Origin of the sequence: Streptomyces sp. NPDC032198 (assembly GCF_040636975.1) — a bacterium.
Classification (GTDB): Bacteria; Actinomycetota; Actinomycetes; order Streptomycetales; family Streptomycetaceae; genus Streptomyces.
In genome coordinates this window covers 113,770-133,715 of sequence record NZ_JBEZVL010000018.1, presented here as the reverse complement: position 1 = coordinate 133,715, position 19,946 = coordinate 113,770, and the positions used below count along the sequence as shown (strand labels likewise).

The window sequence follows — 19,946 nt, the reverse complement described above, 5'->3', positions numbered from 1 at the left end:
GTCAGTGGCGGGTGCCATTCTGACGGTCATGAATCCGCTGCTCCCGGCTGGTGCGCATCCGCTGACCCTGACCGGCATCGATGCCGCGCTGCGCCTCGCGTGGTCCGCCGACACCTGCTCCCCCGACGACGCGGCCCGCACCCCGTGGACCACCGACAACCCGGCCTGGGGCCACTGCGACATCACCACGCTCGTCGTGCACGACATGCTCGGCGGCGAGTTGCTGGTCGGGGAGGTGTGGTCGGCCGGGGGCGAGCAGCAGGGCTTCCACTGGTGGAACCGCCTGGCGAGCGGGGTCGAACTGGACCTGACGCGGGAGCAGTTCCGGCTGGGCCAGCGGGTCACGGCGCCACGTTCAGTGACACGCCCGCCGGGACGGCTCCCGCGCCGCCATGACGCGTACGAACTGCTGCGGCAGCGGTTCACCGAAGAGGTGTCCCGGACGGCGGCGGCCGGGGCGACCGGCGTGTGACTCCGGGGGGGCTGGTGTACGGGTATGTGCGCTCGCCGGGTCCTATCGGCCGAAGACCCCCGCGTGTGCCGCGTAGTAGGCGGCTTCGGCGCTGGTGTGGACGAGTCGTTCATCCACGGGGGCGCGGAGGATGAGGAGGCGGTAGTAGAAGGGCGCGCTCAGGGCCGCGATGACTTCGGTGGCGCTGGTTTCCGGGGGGAGTTCACCGCGGTCGACGGCGCGGCTCACGAGCTGGGTGACGTGCTCGGTGCGTGCCGTGAAGGCGCCGCGGACGATGTCGGCGATGCCCGAGTCGTGTGCGGCGGCCGCCACGATGCCTTCGATGAGGTTGTAGTTGCGCGGCGCGGCCTGGAAGTCGGCGATGGCCTGGGCCAGTTCGTGCAGGTCCTGCCGGAAGTCGCCGGAGTCCGGGGTCGGGATCGTCGAGCTGTGCTGGGCCAGCAGGTCGACGACGACACCCTCGACGGTGCGCCAGCGGCGGCGGATCGTCGAGACGTGGACGCCCGAGCGTGCGGCGAGCTTGTCCAGCGTGAGCGCGTTGAACCCGGCCGCGTCGAGCTCGTCCAGGGCAGCCGCGAGGACGGCGGTGCGGGTGCGGGCCGTCCGCCCGCCGGGACGGGCCGAGCCGTGTGGTGGTCGCTCTGTCATCGGCGCCAATGTACTTCGCACCAGGCCTCCGCCCCCTTCCGCCTCGGTGAACCCAGTGAACCCGGTGAGCCCGGCGGGCCCTGTGGGTCTCGCGTTGCGCGAGGGGCCCGCCTCTCGCTAACGTGAGCGCAGCTTAATGCTCATTGGTGAGCATTAGTGATTCTCTGCCACTGAGGCACTCCGACCGACCACGATTGCGGGGGTTAAGAATGATGAAGGACTGGAAGGGCGCGCTCGTTCCGTCTGGTGAATTGACCCCGTCCGTACGGGTGTTGGGCTCGCGCTGACGTCCGTTTCATGACCGGCCGGGAGACCAGCCTCACCCCCGGCCGGGAGCATGGGAGATCCGGTGGGCCCGGCGACAGGCACTGGTACGACGTCCGCGTCCGCGAGGCCGTCAAGGCCGTGCGGCGCGCCGATGCGCAGCGCGGGCGCCGGGCCACCCGTCGTCCGCAGGCCGGGGGCCGCGCAGAGCCTCACCTCCGTTCACGCTCGCCACCCCGGGGCTCCTCGACGGCCGCCGGGCCGCCACCAGCCGCAGGCACACGGCGGAACTCGCCGCGCTGCATCCCCGTATCGAGGTCGACCCCGAGGGTGCGGCCGTCGCGGACGGGCCCTTCCACAGCGCCGAGCGGGGCGCACCGGGGTCGGTGGTTCGGCCGTCCGGGGCAGTACGGGGCAGCACGGCCCGCACTTCAGCATTTCATCCTTTTTATGGCGATACGTTCGCCGGATGATCACCCTGACACGTAGACGCACACGCACAGGCACGCGAACACGCACCGCGCGGAGGCTGACCGCCGCCTGCGCCCTGTCCGCCCTCACCCTCACCGCGCTCGCCGCCTGCGGCACGGGGTCCGAGCCGGGCAGCCGCGACCAGAACGCACCGCACCCGCGCTCCACGGCGAGTGCCTCGCCCCGCCCCGCGACGCTCGCACCCGGCCCCGCCGGTCTCACCCCCGTCTTCAAGAACGCCCCCCGCACTCCGGCGTCCGCCGCCCCCACTGTCGCCCTCACCTTCGACGCCGACATGACCGCCGACCAGGGGCCGCGCGCCGCCTCGGGTGAGCGGTTCGACAATCCGGCGCTGGTGTCGACGCTGCGCCGGCTGAAGGTGCCCGCGACGTTCTTCATGACGGGGCGGTGGGCCGAGGAGTACCCGGCGCAGGCCAAGGACATCGGCCGGGATCCTCTGTTCGAGGTCGCCAACCACTCGTACAGCCACTACGCCTTCACCGGCCGCTGCTACGGCCTGCCGACCGTGCCCGCCTCCCGGATGCGCGCCGACATGGAGCGCGCCTTCGCCGCTTTCCGCAAGGCGGGCGTCGAGCACCAGGTGCCGTACTTCCGTTTCCCCGGGGGCTGTTACGACAAGCGGGCGCTGCGCGCGCTGGCTCCGGGCGGCGTCACGGCCGTGCAGTGGGACGTGGTGAGCGGCGACGCCTTCGCGACGGACGCCGACGCGGTGGCCCGGCAAGTGCTTGACGGGGTGCGTCCCGGCTCGGTCGTGGTGATGCACTGCACGCGCAGCGCGGCTCCCACGACGGAGCGCGCCCTGCGGACGATCGTCCCGAAGCTGCGTGAGCGCGGCTTCCGGTTCGGAAGGGTGTCGGAGCAGATCAGGGCGGCGGGTACGCGCGGATAGTCTGGCGCGCGTGGACGACACCAACAGCGCCGACAGCACCGCCGAGCCCGCCGTGGAGGGCCCGTTCGCCGAGTGCGTGCTGTGCCGCGAGCCCACCGAGTATCCGGAGACGCACAAGGGGGTGACGCTGTGCCCCGTGTGCGAGTGGCACGAGGCGCAGCGCACGGCCTGCTCGGGCTGAGCACAGAACCCTGACGCCCGCCCCGGGGCGGGTACTCAACCCCTGCGCGAAGCCAGCCCGCAGGCCGCGCCCACCGCCGCCACCGCGAGGACCGCCGCCCCCACGACCGGCAGCAACGGCACCGGCACCACACCGTCCCGCGACCCCGAGACGAGCCCGGTCATGACGGCCTTCGCGGGGGAGCCCGTGGTCACCAGGGAGAGCAGCGAGGCGAGCAGCATCACGGAGACCGCCCGGCCCGGCGAGCGCATCAGCGGCCAACTCGTGACGGCGCCGATGGCAGTGCCCACGAGCACGCTCACCAGCATCGCGAGCAGCCCCGCGGCACTCGCCCCGAGGCGGTTCACGGCAGTCCGGTGGTCGGTGCTCGCCGGGTCACTGATGACGGCCACGACGAGAGTGGCCACGGCGCCGAGCACGGCCGAGGCGAGGAACGCGGAGAGCAGGCAGGCCAGCTGGGCGCGCCAGGGGCCTACCGCCGCGGCCGTGCAACTCCGGGCCGCGGGAGGCTCGTTGGTGACGCAGATCCGTACCAGCCAGGCGGCGACGGGAAGCAGCGCGGCGGCCGCGTACGCGAGGGAGTCGAGCACCGGCTGCCCGCTCTGTACGCCGACGGCGAGGAACGCGGCGTACAGGATCACGGGGGCGAGCCACCGCTGGGAGCGCACGAGGAGGGCGGACTGATAACCGAGCAGAGCATTCACCGCTCACGCACCTCGCCCACCACGGGCCGGCCCGAGGGCCCGGCGGAGCCCGCGTCGATCGCCTGCTCCGGCAAGAGGTCAGGGGCGGGGTCCGCGACGGACGCACGGCCAGGCTCCGCCCTCGAAGCGACCACCGCCCCCGGCACGGAATCCGTGACGGACGTCTGCCCCCGGCCGGAAGCCGACGCCAGGCCCGGGACCGAGCCCCCGACCGGCGCCCCACCCAGCCCCGATGCCGACGCCAGGCCCGGCACCGACTCCTCGGCAGCCGTCGGAACCGCCCCCGTCCCTGTCCCCGGCCCCGCCATGGACACCGACACCACGTGCCACGGTGGGCGTGTCGTCAGGAGCGTGCGTAGTGCGAGGTCCGAGTGCGTCGATGGGACCGTCAGCCGGAGGGTCCCTTCCGGGGAGTGGGCGGTGACGGTGCCCGGTATCGAGGGGGGTGCGGTGCCCGGTGGGCCCTGTGCTTCGATCACGACCGTGGGGCCTTCCGGGGTGGCGGATTCTCGCGAAGTGGCTTCCGGCTTAAGGGCGTTGACCGCCGAGCCGACCACCGCGTACGTCACGTCGACCGACCCCGAGAGCCGCCGGGGGTCGTGGTCCACGAAGACCACGGTGCCGCCCTCCACGACCCGCTCGGCGACCGCCCGGTCGAGTTCGTCGCGGGCCGCGGCATCCAGGCCCGTCCACGCCTCGTCGAGGACGAGCAGCTCGGGGGCCGCGAGGAAAGCCTGGGCCACGGCTACCTTCTGGCTGCTGCCCTTGGACAGCTCCGACAGGGGCATACGCGCGTAACTCCCGGCCCCGAAGCGCTCCAGCCACTCCTCCGCGCCCCGCGCGGAGGCTGCCTTCCCCAGGCCGTGGACGCGGCCCAGGTGCGTGAGATACCCGGCGGCCGTGAACGGCAGCGCCGCGGGGAAGCGTTCGGGGACGTATGCCGTGCGCGGCCGGCCGACGACACGGCCCTCGTTCGGGGCGTCGATCCCGGCCAGCAGCCGCAGCAGCGTCGACTTGCCGGTGCCGTTCGCGCCCTCGATCCGCACCAGCGTGCCCGCGCCGACGCCGAAGCCGACACCTCTCAGCACCCACGGCCCGCTCATGGCGTAGCGGCGCCCCACCCCGTCGAGCCGCAGCGCGGCCCCCGCGAGATCACTGTTCATGCGGCCATCCTGGCGCACGGGCCCGGCCGTCACAGGCAAAGCCCCTGACCGGCCTGATCTTCCGCCTGGCAGACTGGACGCGTGAGCAGCGACCAGACCGCCGGGAACCCCCAGCCGCAGGACACCCCAGACCCCCAGGACAGCCCCTTCCGCGTGGAGCAGACGACACGCGACGAGGCACCTCAGTACGTACTGCCGCTGGTGGCGCGCATCGAACGCGCCGAGCCCCCGCACCGTACGGACGCCCTGGAGACCGCGGCCCGCGCGGTCCTCGTCATGCTCGCCGACGAGCGGTCCCTCGGCGACGGCGAGTGGGCGCAGGCCATGCGGGACTGGCAGGACGCCAGGATCCGCAAGGTGGTGCGGCGGGCCCGCGGCGCCGAGTGGCGGCGGGCGGAGGCGCTCCCGGGCATCACGGTCACGGGCAAGTCCGCGCAGGTCCGCGTCTTTCCGCCGGTGCCGCTTGACGGCTGGCCCAAGGATCTGGCCCGCCTCCAGGTCTCGGGCACGGACCTGGACGACCCGGAGGAGGTGCCGCCGGCCGACGCGACGGCGCCGGTCCTGTGGATGAGCCCCGATGTCGACATGTCGGCGGGCAAGGCGATGGCGCAGGCGGGGCACGGCGCCCAACTGGCCTGGTGGGAGCTGTCCGACGAGGAGCGCACGGCCTGGCGGGACGCCGGTTTCCCGCTCTCCGTCCGCACCCCGGACGCCGCGCACTGGCGCGATCTCGTGGCCAGTGGCCTGCCGGTGGTGCGGGACGCGGGCTTCACGGAGATCGCCCCCGGCTCCTGCACCGTGGTCGCCGACCACCCTGCACTGCGCTGACGGTTGTCGCCGGGGGCGGCGTATCAGGTGCTTGTGTCGGGTGGTTGTGTCAGGTGGTGGTGTCAGGTGGAGACGCTGGCCACGGGGGCGAGGCCGTAGGTACGGGCGTAACCGTTCTCGGTGCCGACGAGGAGATCGACGATCTCGAAGTAGCGGTCCCAGAACGGGGTTTCGCGCAGCGCGTCGATGAGGAGCTGGTAGGCCTCGTGGTCGTCGGCCTCCCAGACCCATACGTCGGTGACGCGGGTGGAGTAGAACTCCGTGTCGTAGAAGCGTGACCGGACGCCGGTCGTCTTGGCCTTGATCGCGGGGATGACCTGGCTGGTGAAAGCGTCCACCCGCTCCTGCGGAGTCATGGCGAGCCACTCGGGCATGGTCTTGATGAGCATGAACGCGGTGACCGGCGGCGCGGCATTTTCCGCAGGGCTCTCGGTGGTGTTCTCGGTGGTGTTCTCGGTGATGTTCTCGGCGGGCATGACGGGCGCCTCCGGGGCGTCAGATGGTGCAGATTCAGGTTCAGGTGTGGGTGCGGGTGGCGCGCCTTCAGGCCAGGACGGCGGGCTTCAGCGTCCGGGCGCACCACTCTTCGAAGGTGGTGGGCGTGGCAGTGGCCGGAGTGCGGGCTACACCGGCGTCGAGGCCCTCGTTCTTGGCCCGCTTCATGTCGACGATGCCCTGGACGAACGCCTCGTCGAGGCCGTAGCCGACGAGGGTGGAGTACAGCTCGTCGAGCGGCTGGCATTCGTAGCGGACGGGGCGGCCGAACTGCTCGGTCATGATGCGGGCCAGGTCGTTGGGCGACAGGTCCTGCGGGCCGAGGACCGGGACCTCGTCCCGTCCGGTCCACCCGCGGTCGAGGAGCAGACCGGCCGCTACGGCCGCGATGTCGGCGACGGCGACGAGAGGGGCCCTGCGGTCGGCGTCGACCACGTCGACGAAGACGCCCTTCTCGCGGATCGATTCGGCCTCCTCAAGGAGGTTGTCGAAGAAGGACGGGTTCGCCAGGGCCCGGTAGGCGACACCGGCGTCGGCGATGAGGTCGTCCATGGCGAGCGAGGCGGTGACGAGCCCCGCGCGGTCGGCGACCGGAGTGCCGCGGCCGAGCGCGGAGACGCCGACGACGTGGCCGACACCGTGCGCCACGAGGGCCTTCAAGGCGGGACGGGTGAAGCCGCTGTAGGCCTCTTCCGGGGAGAGTGAGGAGTCCGGGGGGACGAGCCAGAACACGGCGTCCGCGCCCTCGAAGGCCCGCTCGACGACCTCGGGGTCGCCGTGCGAGCCGGTGATCACCTCGACGCGTTCCCGCACCGCGTCGGGAAGGCGGGCGGGATCGCGCACGATCACGCGCAGTTCCTCGCCGCGGGCAGGGGCGGACTCCAGGAGCAGGGGCAGCAGTTGGCGGCCGATGTTCCCGGTGGGAGCAGTAATGACGATCATGGAAACCTCGCGGGTCGTGCCGAATGGGTACGTCCCTCATCCTGCGGAGGACCCAGGTGTTGCCACAATGGGAACCTCAGCAAGGAATCATTGCCTGAAATGGAATTATGCCGATGAGCAGCAGTCCAGCGTCTTCAGAGGCTTCACATAGTTCAGGGGCCCCGCGGGCCTCAGGGGTGTCATCACCCTCATCACCCTCATCACCCTCAGGGGCCCCAGGGACCTCAGGGGCCTCAGGGGCCTCAATCGGCTCACAGCCGTCGGCACCTGCCATCGACGCCAATCTCGCCGTCGCGCTCGACGCCCTGCTGGCCGAGCAGAGCGTCACCCGTGCCGCCGCCCGCCTGCACACGTCCCCCGCCGCCATGAGCCGCACCCTCGGTCGCCTCCGGCGCATCCTGCAGGACCCCCTCCTGGTCCGGGCCGGCCAGACCATGGTCCCCACGCCCCGGGCCCAGGCCCTGCGCGACGAGGCCGCCGCGGTGGTCCACCGGCTCGGCGCCCTGCTCACACCCGGCGCGGGAGTCGACCCCGCCGCCCTGCGCGGCACGTTCACCCTCCAGGCGGCCGACCTGGTCGGCGCGGCACTGGCCCCCGGGCTGCTGCGGCTCGCCCACCAAGAAGCGCCAGGGGTTTCGCTGCGGTTCCGGGCCGAGGAGCTGGAAGCCGGCCCCGCCCTCCGTGACGGCCGCATCGACCTGGAGGTCGGTTCCATCGACCACGTCGACCCCGAGACCCGGGTCGAAGAACTCGTCACCCTGCGGATGGCGGCGGCCGTCCGGCCCGGACACCCCCTCACCGACGGGGAGTTGACCCCGGAACGGCTGGCCGCAGCCGAACACGTCGTGGTGAGCCGCCGTGGCCGGTTCACCGGCCCCCTGGACACCGCCCTGGCCGAGCGGAACCTCACCCGGCGCGTCGCCGTCGTCCTCCCCAGCCACATGGCCGCGATGACCCTCGCCGCCCGCAGTGACGTCGTATGCCTCATCCCCACCGCTCTCCCCGGCGCCGCCCCCTCTCCCCTCAGCGACCCCGCCACCCTCCTCGGCCTGCGCCTCCTCGACATCCCCCTGCCCCTGCCGCCGCTGGCCTTCGGCATGGCATGGCACCCCCGCCAAGCGGCCGACGGAGGCCACCACTGGCTCCGCGACGCCGTCCGCCGGACGGTTCACGCGCCCGCGTCCGCGCCCTCGCCCTCACCCGGGAGCCCGCCCTCCTGACGTGCGCGCCCACGAGTCGGCGGCACGAGAGAAGATGTACCTCCAAAGACTCATGGAGGAACGGCGTTGAGGAGACCGGCATGGCGAGCGAGCTCGGCGTGAGCGAGGACGCTGGGGCAGGCGCGAGGACGGCGGGCGCGGCAGCGCGCGCGACCGGCACCAAGCTCGACGGCCGCGTCGAGCGCGGTAACCAGACCCGGCGCCTCGTGCTGCGCCGCACCGTCGACATCGCCTCGGTCGAGGGCCTGGACGCGCTCTCCGTCGGTCGCATCGCCACCGAGCTGAAGCTCAGCAAGAGCGGGGTCTTCGCGCTCTTCGGCTCCAAGGAGGAGCTGCAGCTCGCGACCGTCCGCGCGGCGGGCCGCATCTACCTGGACACGGTGGTGGAACCGGCCGAACAGACCCCGCCCGGCCTCGACCGCTTGTGGCAGCTCTGCGCGCGCTGGCTCGCCTACTCGGAACAGCGGGTCTTTCCCGGCGGCTGCTTCTTCTACGGGGTGATCGCCGAGTTCGGCTCCCGGGAGGGCGCGGTGCACGACGCGATGGTCCGGGCCAACCGTGACTGGACCGCTCGGATGGAACGCTGCGTCGCGGAAGCCCGCGAGACCGGCGAACTGCACCCGGACACCGACGTACCGCAGCTCGCCTTCGAGCTCATCGCCCTGATGGAGACGGCGAACGCGCACTCGGTGCTGCACGGCGAGCCGGACGCCTACCGCAGGGCGGGCACCGCCATCACGGCACGACTGCGCACGGCGGCGACGAACCCGTCGCAGGTGCGTCCACTCCCCTGAGCAGCTTCAGCCCCTTGAGCGACCCCTCCCGAGCAAGCTTCCCTGCCCGCCCAGCCGTTGGGTCTCCAACCAACCACCCAAAACAAGTAGCACGACCGTTCGTTTAGATTTATGCTCGTCGCATGCCTTCACCGATCCTGCGATCGATCATGCGTACGCCGTGGCAAGCGGGCCCCGAGGCACCACCCACGTCGGGACCGGCCCTGGTGAGCGTCACGGAGTTCACCGCCGACCGGCACACCCAGACCGTCCCGATCGCTCTGGCGGGGCTGCGGCTGCGCCGGAGCTGGCCCAGGACGCCGGGCGCCGTCGGCATGTGGCTCTGGGTCGACCCGTGGCGCAAGCGCTCGGGGTCCGTCTCGGTCTGGGCCGACGAGCGGTCGCTGTACGCGTTCGTCGGGCGCCCCGACCACATACGGACCGTCCGCGCACACCAGGACCGCGGCACGATGCGCGCCACGACCTGGACAGTGGACCGGCCCGGCGGCCAAGTCGCCGTATGGGCCGCCGCGCACGCCCTGATATCTGCCTCAACTCCTTGGCCGGAACCGGCCGTTCACACACCGGAAGGACCGTGAGGATCCATGACCGACCTCATCGCACTCGACCGCACCGCCGTCCAGGAATCGCTCCGCATCCTGCGCGCGGCCCGCGACACCGACTGGGAGCGCCCCTCCCCCTGCGCGGGCTGGACGCTGCGCGACCTGGTGGCGCACATGGCCGCGCAGCACCACGGATTCGCGGCGGCGGCGCGCGGCGCGGGCGCCGACCGTACGTACTGGATCGCGCCGGACCTCGGCCGTGACCCGCTCAAGGTCTACGAGGAATCAGTGCGTCACGTACTGGCCGCGTTCACCGAGGAAGGCTCCGGAGAAGGCACCGAAGTCGCAGTCATGGATAGGGGGTTCACCCTGCCCGAGATCGGCGCCACCTTCACGGGACGCATCGCCGTCGGCTTCCACTTCCTGGACTACGTGGTGCACTCCTGGGACGTGGCGACGACCCTCGGCGTCGGTCTCGACCTCCCCCAGCCGGTCGTCGAGGCCGCACTCGACATCGCCCGCCGCGTGCCGAAGGACCCCGAACGCCGAGGCCCCGGAGCCGCGTTCGCGCCGGTACTGCCCACATCGGAGGACGCGTCCCCGCTGGAGGAGACGCTGGCCCTCCTGGGGCGGTCCGCCGGGGCGGCGCCGGAATTTCACACCGGCCCGTCGAAGCGTTGAACATCACGCACGCCTCTTCCGTATCTCCCGGTACCAGGAAGTAGCTTGCCCCACGACAGGTTGACGGGCAGGTCGACGGGCAGGGAGGCACGGCACATTGCGGCGCATCAACGGCACGGCTCTGATCATCGCGGCACTCGTGGTCACACTGGGCGCGCTCGCGTTCCCCATGTGGTCCTACGCCGACCGTTCGGGCACGGGGCCCGCCAATCTGGCCGCCGGGTCCGTGGCCACCCAGTGGGGTCCGCTCTCGACGGCCGACCGCGACCTGCTGGTGAAGGTGCGGCTCGCCGGCCTGTGGGAGATACCCGCGGGACAACAGGCGGTCGAGCGGGCACCGACCCGGGCGATCAAGGAGGCCGGTGACCATCTCATCGTCGGCCATACGGACCTCGACAAGCGGGCCCGTTCGGTCGCGGCACAGCTCGGAGTGGAGCTGCCGAACCAGCCGACCGCCCAACAGCAGGGCTGGCTCCAGGAGTTGACGGAGGCCAGCGGCGAGACGTACGAGCAGAAGTTCGCGAACCTGCTGCGTGCCTCGCACGGCAAGGTGTTCGCCGCGATCGCGCAGGTGCGGGACAGCACGCGCAACTCGCTGATCCGGCAGCTGGCCACCGACTCCAACCAGACGGTCCTCGACCACATCACGATGCTGGAGGCGACCGGACGCGTCGACTTCGACGACATCGCGAACGGCGGCGCCGCCACCGCCACGGCCAGCCCCACCGGCCCGCCGCCACCCTCCGGCGTACCTCCGGTGCCCCCGGCGGCAGGTCCGACCGGCGACGTGTCCACCACATCGCGGCCCTCTCCCGCGTCACCGGGAGAAGTCAACACGAATCGGCCGGAACCTCAAATGTAGCTCTGAACGTCCCCCCTCAGGGGTTCGGCGGCGGGCGCCGGGGCCATGACCTCTGCACACGTTCACAAGACACGGGGTACGACGCGGGGTCTTGGCGGAGGAGGGGGAACATGAAGCATCTGGGGACCGGAATCGGATGGCGTCCGGAGATCGCGGACGCCGTGGAACGGATGCCCGGCATCGACTGGGTCGAGGCCGTCGCGGAGAACCTGTGCCCCGGGCACCTCCCCGACTCCCTCCTGCGGCTGCGCGAGCGCGGTGTCACGGTGGTGCCGCACGGCGTCTCGCTCGGTCTCGGCGGCGCCGACCGTCCCGACGAGACGCGCCTGGCCGCGCTCGCCGAGCGCGCTCAGTTGCTCGGCTCGCCGCTGGTCACCGAGCACATCGCGTTCGTACGGGCCGGGGGCCCGCTGACGGCTTCGCAGCCGCTGGAGGCGGGCCATCTGCTCCCGGTGCCGCGCACCCGTGACGCGCTCGACGTGCTGTGCGAGAACGTGCGCATCGCGCAGGACGCGCTGCCGGTGCCGCTCGCCGTGGAGAACATCGCGGCGCTGATCTCCTGGCCCGGCGAGGAGATGACGGAGGGGCAGTTCCTGTACGAGCTCGTCGAGCGCACGGGCGTGCGGCTCCTCATCGATGTCGCCAACCTGCACACCAACCACGTCAACCGCGGCGAGGACCCCGCGAAGGCCCTGGACGAGCTGCCGGTCGAGGCGATCGCGTACGTCCATGTCGCGGGCGGCTTCGAGCGGGACGGCGTCTGGCACGACAGCCACGCCCACCCCGTCCCCGAGCCGGTCCTCGCGATCCTGTCGGACCTGGCGGCACGGGTGAGCCCGCCGGGTGTCCTGCTGGAGCGGGACGAGAACTTCCCCGCCCCCGAGGAGCTGGAGCGGGAGCTTGCCGCGATACGGGAGCGGGTGCGGACGAAGGCGCCCGTCTCGGGCGAGAGCGCCACCGTCACGGCACCGGACGCCGGGGCCACAGAACCCGTCCCCGACCCCGTCACCCCCGACCCCGCCCGCCAGCGTCTCGCCCTCGCGCAGACCGCGTTCCTGTCCGCTCTGGTGGCCGGGACGCCCGCGCCCGAGGGGTTCGACCGGGCCCGGCTGGCCGTGCAGAGCCGGGCGCTGACCGGCAAGCGGGCGGACGTCGTGGCGAAGGTGGCGCCCGAGCTGCCGGAGATCCTGGGCGCGAGCTACCGGCCGGAGTTCTTCGCGTACGCGCAGGCACGCCCGATGCCCGGCGGATACCGGCGTGACGCAATGGACTTCGCCGAGCGGCTGCTGCTCGCCGGGCAGCCCGAGGACGCCGAGGCACGCGGCGCGCTGACCCGGTGGTGGCTCGAACGGTCCGGGCCCGCGCCGCTGGACGCACGCCCTGTCACGCGGTGGCTCCGGGCGGCGCGGTTCGCGCTGCGCCGGGGCTAGGAGGGCGGCGGCCATGCAGATCGTCTCCGTCTGTCTCGCCTTACTGATCGCCGCCTCGTCGGCCGGTCTCCTCATCGGCGTCTCTCGCATCCGGCCGGCCGCGCCTCAGCAGCCCGACGCCCGGCACGGAGCCGTGTTCGACCCCATGGAGGCCGCCTTCCTCGGCGGCGGTCCCGGCAGGGTCGCCGACGCCGCGATCGCGGCCCTGCACGAGGACGGACGCCTGGTCGTCGCGTTCCCCGGGGTCGTCGCGATCCAGTCGACGGAGGTCCGCAACCCGGTGGAGGCCGCGGTGCTCCAGGCCCAGGCCGAGGCGCCGAGCGGCGCCCTGCACTGGCTGCGCGTCGGCGTGATGCGCAGCGCCGCCGTGCAGGACATCGGCGACGCCCTGGCCCGGCGCGGCCTGATGGTGCGCCCCGAGGCCCTCGACCGGTTGCGGCGCCGGAAGATCCGGCACAACGCCATGATCTTCGCCGGAATGTTCGTCCTCATCGCCGTCATCGCCGTCGAGGACGACGACGGCCCCTCATGGGACCCCGTGAGCGCCTCGACCATCGCCCTGATCGTGGCCTGGGTGCTCGGCGCCCTGATCGGTCAGCTCTCCAGCCGTGCCACCCGCACCCGGGTGACCGCCACGGGCCGGAACGCTCTCGCGGAGTACCGCGCCGCGGGCGCGCACGCGCCCGGCACCGCGGCGCACCGCGTGGCGGTGGACGGCCTCGTCGGCGTCCTCGGCCCCGACCTGCAGGCCCAGTTGCGGGCCGCGCACCGCGTCCGGCCGGGGCGTACGTCGCGGACGTCCGCGTCGTACGCGAGCTCCGGATCCGGCACCATCGCGTGGTGCGGAGGCGGCAGCGGGGGCGGTGACGGAGGCGGCGGTTCGTCGTGCGGCGGCTCCGGTTGCGGGAGTTCCGGCGGCTGTGGCGGCGGGGGCGGCTCCTCGTCGTCCTGCGGCGGAGGAGGCGGCGGTGGCGGCTGTGGGGGTGGCGGAGGGAGCAGTTCCTAGCCCCCTGCCGTGCGATCGGCGCCCGCCCCGCATCGGATGCCCCTTACCCGTACGGAAGTTGACGTACTCCGGGCGGTAAGCCGCAGGCGCCTCCCCGTGGCGCACTAACGTGCGGTGCCGCAACAGGAGGCGTCATGCGATCCATCAACGGCACCGGCCTCATCGTCGCGGGACTCGTCGCGACCCTGGCCGCGCTGCTCTTCCCTGTCTGGTCGTACGCGGACAGGTCGGGCACCGGCGTGGACAGACTCGACGCGGAGACCGTGTCGACGGATTTCGGCCCGCTCTCCGCGCTCGACCGGGAGTTCATCACCAAGGTGCGGCTCGCGGGCCTCTGGGAGCTGCCGGCCGGGCAGCAGGCCGAGGCGCGCGGCACCACCAAGGCCGTCCAGACGGCGGGCGAGCACCTCGTGGAGGGCCATACGTTCCTGGACGCACGGGTGCGCGAGGTGGCGACGCGGCTCAACCTGGAGCTGCCCAACCAGCCGAGCTCGCAGCAGCGGGGCTGGCTCGACGAACTGAGCGACGCGCAGGGCGACACGTACGACGAGAAGTTCGCCAACATCCTGCGGGCCGCCCACGGCAAGGTCTTCTCGGTGGTGGCCGAGGTCCGCGCGACCACCCGCAACTCGCTGGTGCGCGCGCTCGCGGACGACGCGAACACGACCGTCCTCGACCACATCAAGGTCCTGGAGGGCACAGGCCTCGTCGACTTCGACGAGCTGGCGCGCGCCGCGGCGTCTGCGGCCCCCGTCCCGGTGACCCGCTCCCCCGCCCCGCCGGGCCCGGCCGAGTCCCCGGATCCGGCGACCCCGGTCTCCCCCTCCCCCACGTTCTCGCTGCCTCCGCCGGCATCGCGCCCCAAGCCCAAGGAGCCCAAGGAGAGCACCGAGGACAAGAAGGGCAAGGGGCGCGACAAAGGAAAGAAGAAGGCCCGCAGCAAAGCGGAACGTTATGTACCCGCGATCCCGCGTCCGCATGGTGAATAACCCGTGGCGCGCCCCCCGCTCCCTCGCATAGAACACCGGCATGTTCTGGCTTCCGCTCCTTCTCGTGGCCTGGGTCGTGACGGGTCTGTCCTGCGCCCGGCTCTGCCTCACCGCGTACCGCACCGCCCGGCGCGGCGCGGCCCCGGGGCTCCGCCATGAACTGACCCTCTACGAAGCCGCGTTCCTCTCCGGGGGCCCCGCACGCGTCACCGACCTCACCCTGGTGTCGATGGCCCGCACCCGGCGGCTGCTGCTCGCGCACACCGGCTGGGCGACGGTCGTCGACCCGGTGGGCGGCGACGACATGGAGCGGTCCGTGCTCGGCGCCATAGGACCCGAAGGGCAGTCGCCGATAGCTCCGGTGCGCCGGGCGGCGGCAGGCACCGACGCGATGCGGGCCCTCGCGGACCGCCTCGTGGCGGCGGGCCTTGCCCTGCCGGACGGCACCTGGTCGGGGGTCGCGGGAGCGGTCCGGCAGGTGCGGGTGGCAGCGGCCGCGGTGGTCGCTCTGGGGGCCGTCGCCCTGCTGATGCCCGCCCAGGAGCCGCAGGGAGAGGTGCCCGTGGCGCTCTGGTTCGCGCTGCCCCTCGTCCTGAACGCGAGCTGCCTGGCCGTCGCCCGCTTCGAGATCCACCCCTACCCGCGCTGGGCCTCGCCCGCGGGCCAGCTCCTGCTCAGCGCGCTCCCGGCGCGCGGTGGCTCCGACCTCACCGCCGTCGCCGTACGCGGCACCCGCGCGCTCGCCGATCCGGAACTGCGTGCGGCCTTCGCACACCGGGATGCGGCGCATCGGGGTCATTGAGCCGAATCCGGCGAGGCGGTGCTTTACTTCGCCTTTTACCGAACGAATCATCCCTTTTGTTCGAGCAACACACGGCCGAATGAAGGGATGGAGAGCGATGAGAGCAGCAGCCGCCCTCTACGGAACCGCCGGATCCTTGGTCCTGACCGCACTCGTCGCCGCTCCCACGGGCAGTGCGTCGGCGGCCGACATCTTCCCCCGCCCGGAGGTACAGGGCACCCAGGTCGCGGCTCAGCGCGCGCAGGCGGCCGGTGTCCGCTTCGGCGCCTGCCCCGCGGCGGAGCACCTGCCCCCGTCGATCAAGTGCGGCACGGTCTCGGTGCCGCTGGACTACGCCCACCCGGACGGCAGGCAGATCAGGCTGACCGTCAGCCGCACCAAGGCCACCGAGCGGGCCGAACCGCGGCGGGGCAAGGCCGTCAAGCGGCAGGGCGCCCTCGTGTTCAACCCGGGCGGTCCCGGCGGGTCCGGCATGTACTTCCCGATGGTCGGGATGCTCCCCGAATGGAAGCGCCTCGCGGCGGCGTACGACCTCGTCGGCTACGCCCCGCGCGGTGTCGGCCGCTCGGCGCCGATCTCCTGCCAGGACCCCAAGGAGTTCGTCAAGGCCCCGACGCAGGCGCCGACCCACCCCGACACGGCGTACAAGCTGGAGCGCGTCAAGCAGGCGAAGGCGTACGCGGAGGGTTGCGTCAAGCGCTCCGGGAAGGCCGTGCGGCACTACACGAGCCTGAACAACGCCCGCGACCTGGATGTGCTGCGGGCGGCACTCGGCGAGAAGAAGCTGACCTTCATGGGCGCCTCGTACGGCACCTACTTCGGCGCCGTGTACGCGACGCTCTTCCCCACGCACGTGCGCCGCATGGTCTTCGACTCGGCGGTCGACCCCGATCCGTCGCAGATCTGGTACGGCAACAACCTCGACCAGTCCGCGGCCTTCGAGCACCGCTGGGGCGACTTCCGCACGTGGGTGGCCAAGCACGACAAGACGTACCACCTGGGCAAGACGCCCGAAGCGGTCCTCCGGAGCTACGAAAAGGTGCGCGACAAGCTCGCGGCCAAGCCCGCGGGCGGCAAGGTCGGCCCCGGCCAGCTGCAGTCCGCGTACCTCCAGGCCGGGTACTACGACGACTACTGGCCGGCGCGCGCCTCGGCGCTCTCGGCGTATGTGAAGGGAAACCCGAAGCCGCTGATCGAGCAGGCCGCGCCCGAGCCGAAGGCGGCCAAGGAGCAGGAGAACGGCAACGCCGTCTACACCGCCGTCGAGTGCAATGACGCGGCCTGGCCGACGGACTTCAGGACCTGGAACCGCGACAACTCACGCCTCGCGCGCGTCGCCCCCTTCGAGACCTGGGACAACGCCTGGATGAACCTGCCGTGCGCCTACTGGCCCGAGGCCCGGCAGCAGCCCCTGGACGTCCGCACCGCGGAGGGCGAGCTTCCGCCGACGCTGATCCTGGCCGCCGAGCGGGACGCGGCGACCCCGTACGCGGGTGCCAAGGAGCTGAACCGCAGGCTGGGCGGTTCGGTCCTGGTGACCGAGCGGGACGCGGGCACCCACGGCATCGCGGCAGGACCCAACAAGTGCGTCAACGGCCACCTGGAGGCCTACCTCCTGGAGGGCAGGCTCCCCGTGCGGCGCGCGGCGTGCGCACCGCACAAGGAGCCCCAGCCGCAGACGGGCACCCGGGCGGCGGCTCTCCCCAGGGAGCTCTAGGGCGTCACAGCGCGCCGAGCCGCTCCAGCGGGAACGGCGGCTGGGCGAGCGGGCGCACCGCGAGCCGGGTCAGCGGCAGGGCGTTGTCGTCGCCCGCCGTGCGGTTGGCGTGCAGGACGCCGCAGTGAGTACAGCGATGGACGAGGACCCATTCGCCGTCTCCTCGTACGGAGATGGCGAGGGGTTCCATCCGGGCGCCGCAGTCCGCGTCCCGGTCGCCCGGAGTGTCGTCGAGGTGTCGGCTCCACAGGCAGTTGGGGGTGGGGGTCCCCCCTGCTCTTCAAGAGCTTGGGGGAGGTTGCGGTGGTCGGTGCCGGGGGCGGTCATCGAGACGTCGAGACCGCATTGCAGGCAGCGGAAGGACTGGGCGCGCGCTTCAGTGCGGGCCCGCCGAGAGGTGTTGCGGGACATGATGGGAGTGACTCCAGTGCGTCGCGGAATGGGCTGACTTCGAGCTGATCCGCGGGGCCCTGGGCATACACGCACCGTCTTTCGTTCTCGGGTTCGACTTCTCGGGTTCGGCCTCTCGATGAAAACGCGCACCGGGCGGGCGCGGCAACCGAATTACGGCTGCCGCGCCCGCCCGGTGCGTGCGTGGGTGCGACGGAGAGGGTTACGCGAGCCCCGCCACGAGCTCGGCCACCGACTTGCGGCGGCCGGTGTAGAACGGCACCTCTTCGCGGACGTGCATGCGGGCCTCGGAGGCGCGCAGGTGCCGCATGAGGTCGACGATGCGGTACAGCTCGTCCGCCTCGAAGGCGAGCAGCCACTCGTAGTCGCCGAGCGAGAAGGAGGCGACCGTGTTGGCGCGCACGTCGGGGTAGCCGCGGGCCATCATGCCGTGGTCCTTGAGCATGCGGCGACGGTCCTCGTCGGGCAGGAGGTACCAGTCGTAGGAGCGCACGAAGGGGTAGACGCTGATGTAGTTGCGCGGCGTCTCGTCGGCCAGGAAGGCCGGGATGTGCGACTTGTTGAACTCGGCGGGGCGGTGCAGCGCCATGTTCGACCAGACCGGCTCCAGGGCGCGGCCGAGCTTCGTGCGGCGGAAGAGGTTGTAGGCCTCCTGCAGCTCGTCGGCGGTCTCGGCGTGCCACCAGATCATGACGTCGGCGTCGGCGCGCAGGCCCGACACGTCGTACGTGCCGCGGACGGTGATGTCCTTGGCGCCGAGCTGGTCGAAGAGGTCCTGGACCTCTTCGGCGTAGCCGGCACGGTCCTCGGGCAGCAGGTCGCGCAGCTTGAAGACGGACCACAGCGTGTAGCGGATGACCTCGTTGAGGTCCTTGGCCTTCTTGCCCGCGTTCGGGCTCTTGGCGGGGGCGTCGTCACTCATGGCCCTATTCTCCTCCGCCGCCGTGCAGGCTCTGCACCGGGTTGGCGGTGAGCTCCTGCACACCGGCCAGGTCACCGCCGAGCTGGTCGACGGCCGCGTAGGCGCTCGCGATGCAGGCGGGGATGCCCACGCCGTCGTACGCGGCTCCGCACACGGCGAGGCCGGGCAGCTTGCTCACGTGCTCGCGGACGCGGGCCACGCGCGCGTGGTGGCCGACGGGGTACTGCGGCAGGCCGTCGTGCCAGCGGGTGACGCGGGTGGCGACGGGTGCGGCGTCCAGGCCGGTGGCCGCGCGCAGGTCGCGCCGGGAGAGCTCGATGAGCTCGTCGTCGTCGCGCTTCAGGATCTCCGTCTCGCCGTACCGGCCCACTGACGTACGCAGGACCAGCAGGTCGGGGTCTTCGTCGGCGATCCAGCTCCACTTGCGCGAGGCGAAGGTGGACGCCTTGATGGTGTGCCCGTCGACGGGCGGCACGAGGAAACCGCTGCCTTCGGGGAGGTCGGTCTCGCCGCGGCGGTACGCGAGGGTCATCAGGGCCATGGAGGCGTACTCGACGCCCGCGAGCTCGGCCGCGGCGGCGGGGGCCTCGACGCCGAGCAGCGCGGCGGCGGCGTAGGCGGGCAGGGCGACGACGACGGCGTCGGCCTCCAGGCACCGGTCCTCGACGTACACCTCCCAGCCTTCCTCGGCCTTGCGCAGGCCGTGGGCCTTGGAGTTCAGCAGAATCTCCCCACCCCGCGCGCGTACCGACTCCGCGACGGCGAGCGGCAGTTGGCCGACGCCGCCCTCGATGCCCATGAAGACGGGTCCGGTCTGCTGGTTCCGCGCGGCGCGGGCCTGGATGGCGCGAACGCCCTCCGTGAGGGAGTCGTGCGTGCGGGCTGCCTCGAAGAGCTGCGGGACGGCCGAGCGCATCGAGATGCGGTACGCGTCGCCCGCGTACACGCCGCCGAGGAGCGGCTCCACGAGGCGGTCTACGACCTCGCGGCCGAGGCGCGCGGCCACGTACTCACCGACCGCGACGTCGTCCCCGACCTCGGTGGGCGGCAGGTCGCGGTCGCGCTCGATGCGGCGCAGGCCCTCGTCGGAGAGAACTCCGGAGAGGGCGGACGCGTCGCCGGGCACGCCCATGACGTGCCCCTTGGGCATCGGGCGCAGGCCGCCGCGGGTCCAGATCGCGGCGGTCGCCGTGGCGGGCGGCTGCAGCCGGTCGGCGAGGCCCACCTCGCGGGCGAGCGCGACGGCCTCCGGGCGGCGGGCCAGCATCGACTCGGCGCCGAGGTCGACGCGGACGCCCTCGATCTCGCCGGGGAGCAGCTTGCCGCCGAGCCGGTCGGAGGCTTCCAGGACGGTCACGCGGGCGCCGGTGGCGAGCAATCGGTGGGCGGCGGCCAGTCCGGCGATCCCGCCCCCGATGACAACGACATGACCCGTCTGACCCGTACGTGTGTCCGTTTCGCGCATGCCTCCACTCTACGAGCAGGGCGAGTC

General features: G+C 72.4%; 20 protein-coding genes and 3 pseudogenes. 15 read left to right on the top strand and 8 right to left on the bottom strand.

Going from position 1 to position 19,946, the window contains the following annotated elements; translation table 11 throughout:
• Positions 1-28: 28 nt before the first annotated feature.
• On the top strand, positions 29-472 hold the full coding sequence (locus tag AB0E78_RS37255; protein ID WP_361842681.1) for a hypothetical protein: 444 nt from the start codon (positions 29-31) through the stop codon (positions 470-472).
• A gap of 42 nt (positions 473-514) precedes the next feature.
• Here the strand turns inward: AB0E78_RS37255 and AB0E78_RS37250 are convergent, their stop codons facing one another.
• Positions 515-1,120, bottom strand: coding sequence for a TetR-like C-terminal domain-containing protein (locus AB0E78_RS37250; protein ID WP_361842678.1), 606 nt, complete (start codon positions 1,118-1,120; stop codon positions 515-517).
• A 485-nt stretch (positions 1,121-1,605) separates the two neighbouring features.
• Here AB0E78_RS37250 and AB0E78_RS37245 point away from each other — a divergent pair.
• The 3 genes and pseudogenes from AB0E78_RS37245 to AB0E78_RS37235 form a co-directional block, all read left to right on the top strand.
• Positions 1,606-1,713 (top strand): annotated as a pseudogene (locus AB0E78_RS37245) (transcriptional regulator); the annotation flags it as partial.
• Between the two features lie 140 nt (positions 1,714-1,853).
• Entirely contained in the window at positions 1,854-2,765 is a 912-nt protein-coding gene (locus AB0E78_RS37240; RefSeq protein WP_361842675.1) for a polysaccharide deacetylase family protein, read from the top strand.
• Positions 2,766-2,775: 10 nt separating this feature from the next.
• Complete coding sequence (locus AB0E78_RS37235; protein ID WP_361842673.1) at positions 2,776-2,946, top strand: hypothetical protein; 171 nt, start codon at positions 2,776-2,778, stop codon at positions 2,944-2,946.
• Between the two features lie 35 nt (positions 2,947-2,981).
• On the opposite strand, the gene AB0E78_RS37230 is transcribed toward AB0E78_RS37235, so the two are convergent.
• Both AB0E78_RS37230 and AB0E78_RS37225 read right to left on the bottom strand, forming a co-directional pair.
• Entirely contained in the window at positions 2,982-3,650 is a 669-nt protein-coding gene (locus tag AB0E78_RS37230) for an ABC transporter (RefSeq protein WP_361842670.1), read from the bottom strand.
• 311 nt (positions 3,651-3,961) lie between these two features.
• A pseudogene (locus AB0E78_RS37225) lies at positions 3,962-4,813 on the bottom strand (ATP-binding cassette domain-containing protein); the annotation flags it as partial.
• A gap of 81 nt (positions 4,814-4,894) precedes the next feature.
• Here AB0E78_RS37225 and AB0E78_RS37220 point away from each other — a divergent pair.
• A complete protein-coding gene (locus AB0E78_RS37220; RefSeq protein ID WP_361842669.1) occupies positions 4,895-5,641 on the top strand; it encodes an aminoacyl-tRNA hydrolase in 747 nt (248 codons plus the stop codon).
• A 62-nt stretch (positions 5,642-5,703) separates the two neighbouring features.
• Here the strand turns inward: AB0E78_RS37220 and AB0E78_RS37215 are convergent, their stop codons facing one another.
• Both AB0E78_RS37215 and AB0E78_RS37210 read right to left on the bottom strand, forming a co-directional pair.
• Positions 5,704-6,117 carry a darcynin family protein gene (locus tag AB0E78_RS37215; RefSeq protein ID WP_361842666.1) on the bottom strand — a complete coding sequence of 138 codons (414 nt, stop codon included), beginning with the start codon at positions 6,115-6,117 and terminating at the stop codon, positions 5,704-5,706.
• Between the two features lie 67 nt (positions 6,118-6,184).
• A complete protein-coding gene (locus AB0E78_RS37210) occupies positions 6,185-7,078 on the bottom strand; it encodes an NAD(P)H-binding protein (protein ID WP_361842663.1) in 894 nt (297 codons plus the stop codon).
• A gap of 245 nt (positions 7,079-7,323) precedes the next feature.
• Between AB0E78_RS37210 and AB0E78_RS37205 the strand changes: the two genes are divergently transcribed.
• From AB0E78_RS37205 to AB0E78_RS37160, 10 genes are all read left to right on the top strand, one after another.
• Positions 7,324-8,298 (top strand): LysR family transcriptional regulator, encoded by a 975-nt coding sequence (locus AB0E78_RS37205; protein ID WP_361842823.1) that lies wholly within the window; start codon positions 7,324-7,326, stop codon positions 8,296-8,298.
• Positions 8,299-8,378: 80 nt separating this feature from the next.
• The gene (locus AB0E78_RS37200; protein ID WP_361842662.1) at positions 8,379-9,092 is read left to right on the top strand and encodes a TetR/AcrR family transcriptional regulator; all 714 of its coding nucleotides are present in this window, start codon (positions 8,379-8,381) and stop codon (positions 9,090-9,092) included.
• A gap of 122 nt (positions 9,093-9,214) precedes the next feature.
• Positions 9,215-9,670, top strand: coding sequence for a hypothetical protein (locus AB0E78_RS37195; protein ID WP_361842659.1), 456 nt, complete (start codon positions 9,215-9,217; stop codon positions 9,668-9,670).
• A gap of 6 nt (positions 9,671-9,676) precedes the next feature.
• Positions 9,677-10,315 carry a TIGR03086 family metal-binding protein gene (locus AB0E78_RS37190; protein ID WP_361842656.1) on the top strand — a complete coding sequence of 213 codons (639 nt, stop codon included), beginning with the start codon at positions 9,677-9,679 and terminating at the stop codon, positions 10,313-10,315.
• Between the two features lie 97 nt (positions 10,316-10,412).
• Entirely contained in the window at positions 10,413-11,177 is a 765-nt protein-coding gene (locus tag AB0E78_RS37185) for a DUF4142 domain-containing protein (RefSeq protein WP_361842654.1), read from the top strand.
• 110 nt (positions 11,178-11,287) lie between these two features.
• On the top strand, positions 11,288-12,607 hold the full coding sequence (locus tag AB0E78_RS37180) for a DUF692 domain-containing protein (RefSeq protein WP_361842651.1): 1,320 nt from the start codon (positions 11,288-11,290) through the stop codon (positions 12,605-12,607).
• 13 nt (positions 12,608-12,620) lie between these two features.
• A complete protein-coding gene (locus tag AB0E78_RS37175) occupies positions 12,621-13,613 on the top strand; it encodes a TIGR04222 domain-containing membrane protein (RefSeq protein WP_361842649.1) in 993 nt (330 codons plus the stop codon).
• A 134-nt stretch (positions 13,614-13,747) separates the two neighbouring features.
• Positions 13,748-14,602, top strand: a complete 855-nt coding sequence (locus AB0E78_RS37170; RefSeq protein ID WP_361842646.1) for a DUF4142 domain-containing protein — start codon at positions 13,748-13,750, stop codon at positions 14,600-14,602.
• Between the two features lie 40 nt (positions 14,603-14,642).
• On the top strand, positions 14,643-15,404 hold the full coding sequence (locus AB0E78_RS37165; protein WP_361842644.1) for a TIGR04222 domain-containing membrane protein: 762 nt from the start codon (positions 14,643-14,645) through the stop codon (positions 15,402-15,404).
• Between the two features lie 97 nt (positions 15,405-15,501).
• The gene (locus AB0E78_RS37160; RefSeq protein ID WP_361842642.1) at positions 15,502-17,121 is read left to right on the top strand and encodes an alpha/beta hydrolase; all 1,620 of its coding nucleotides are present in this window, start codon (positions 15,502-15,504) and stop codon (positions 17,119-17,121) included.
• Between the two features lie 4 nt (positions 17,122-17,125).
• On the opposite strand, the pseudogene AB0E78_RS37155 reads toward AB0E78_RS37160, so the two are convergent.
• The 3 genes and pseudogenes from AB0E78_RS37155 to hemG all read right to left on the bottom strand — a co-directional run bounded on the left by AB0E78_RS37155 (position 17,126) and on the right by hemG (position 19,919).
• Positions 17,126-17,532 (bottom strand): annotated as a pseudogene (locus AB0E78_RS37155) (RNHCP domain-containing protein).
• Positions 17,533-17,734: 202 nt separating this feature from the next.
• Positions 17,735-18,454, bottom strand: a complete 720-nt coding sequence (hemQ, locus tag AB0E78_RS37150) for a hydrogen peroxide-dependent heme synthase (protein ID WP_361842639.1) — start codon at positions 18,452-18,454, stop codon at positions 17,735-17,737.
• A 4-nt stretch (positions 18,455-18,458) separates the two neighbouring features.
• A complete protein-coding gene (hemG, locus tag AB0E78_RS37145) occupies positions 18,459-19,919 on the bottom strand; it encodes a protoporphyrinogen oxidase (protein WP_361842636.1) in 1,461 nt (486 codons plus the stop codon).
• Positions 19,920-19,946: the final 27 nt, after the last annotated feature.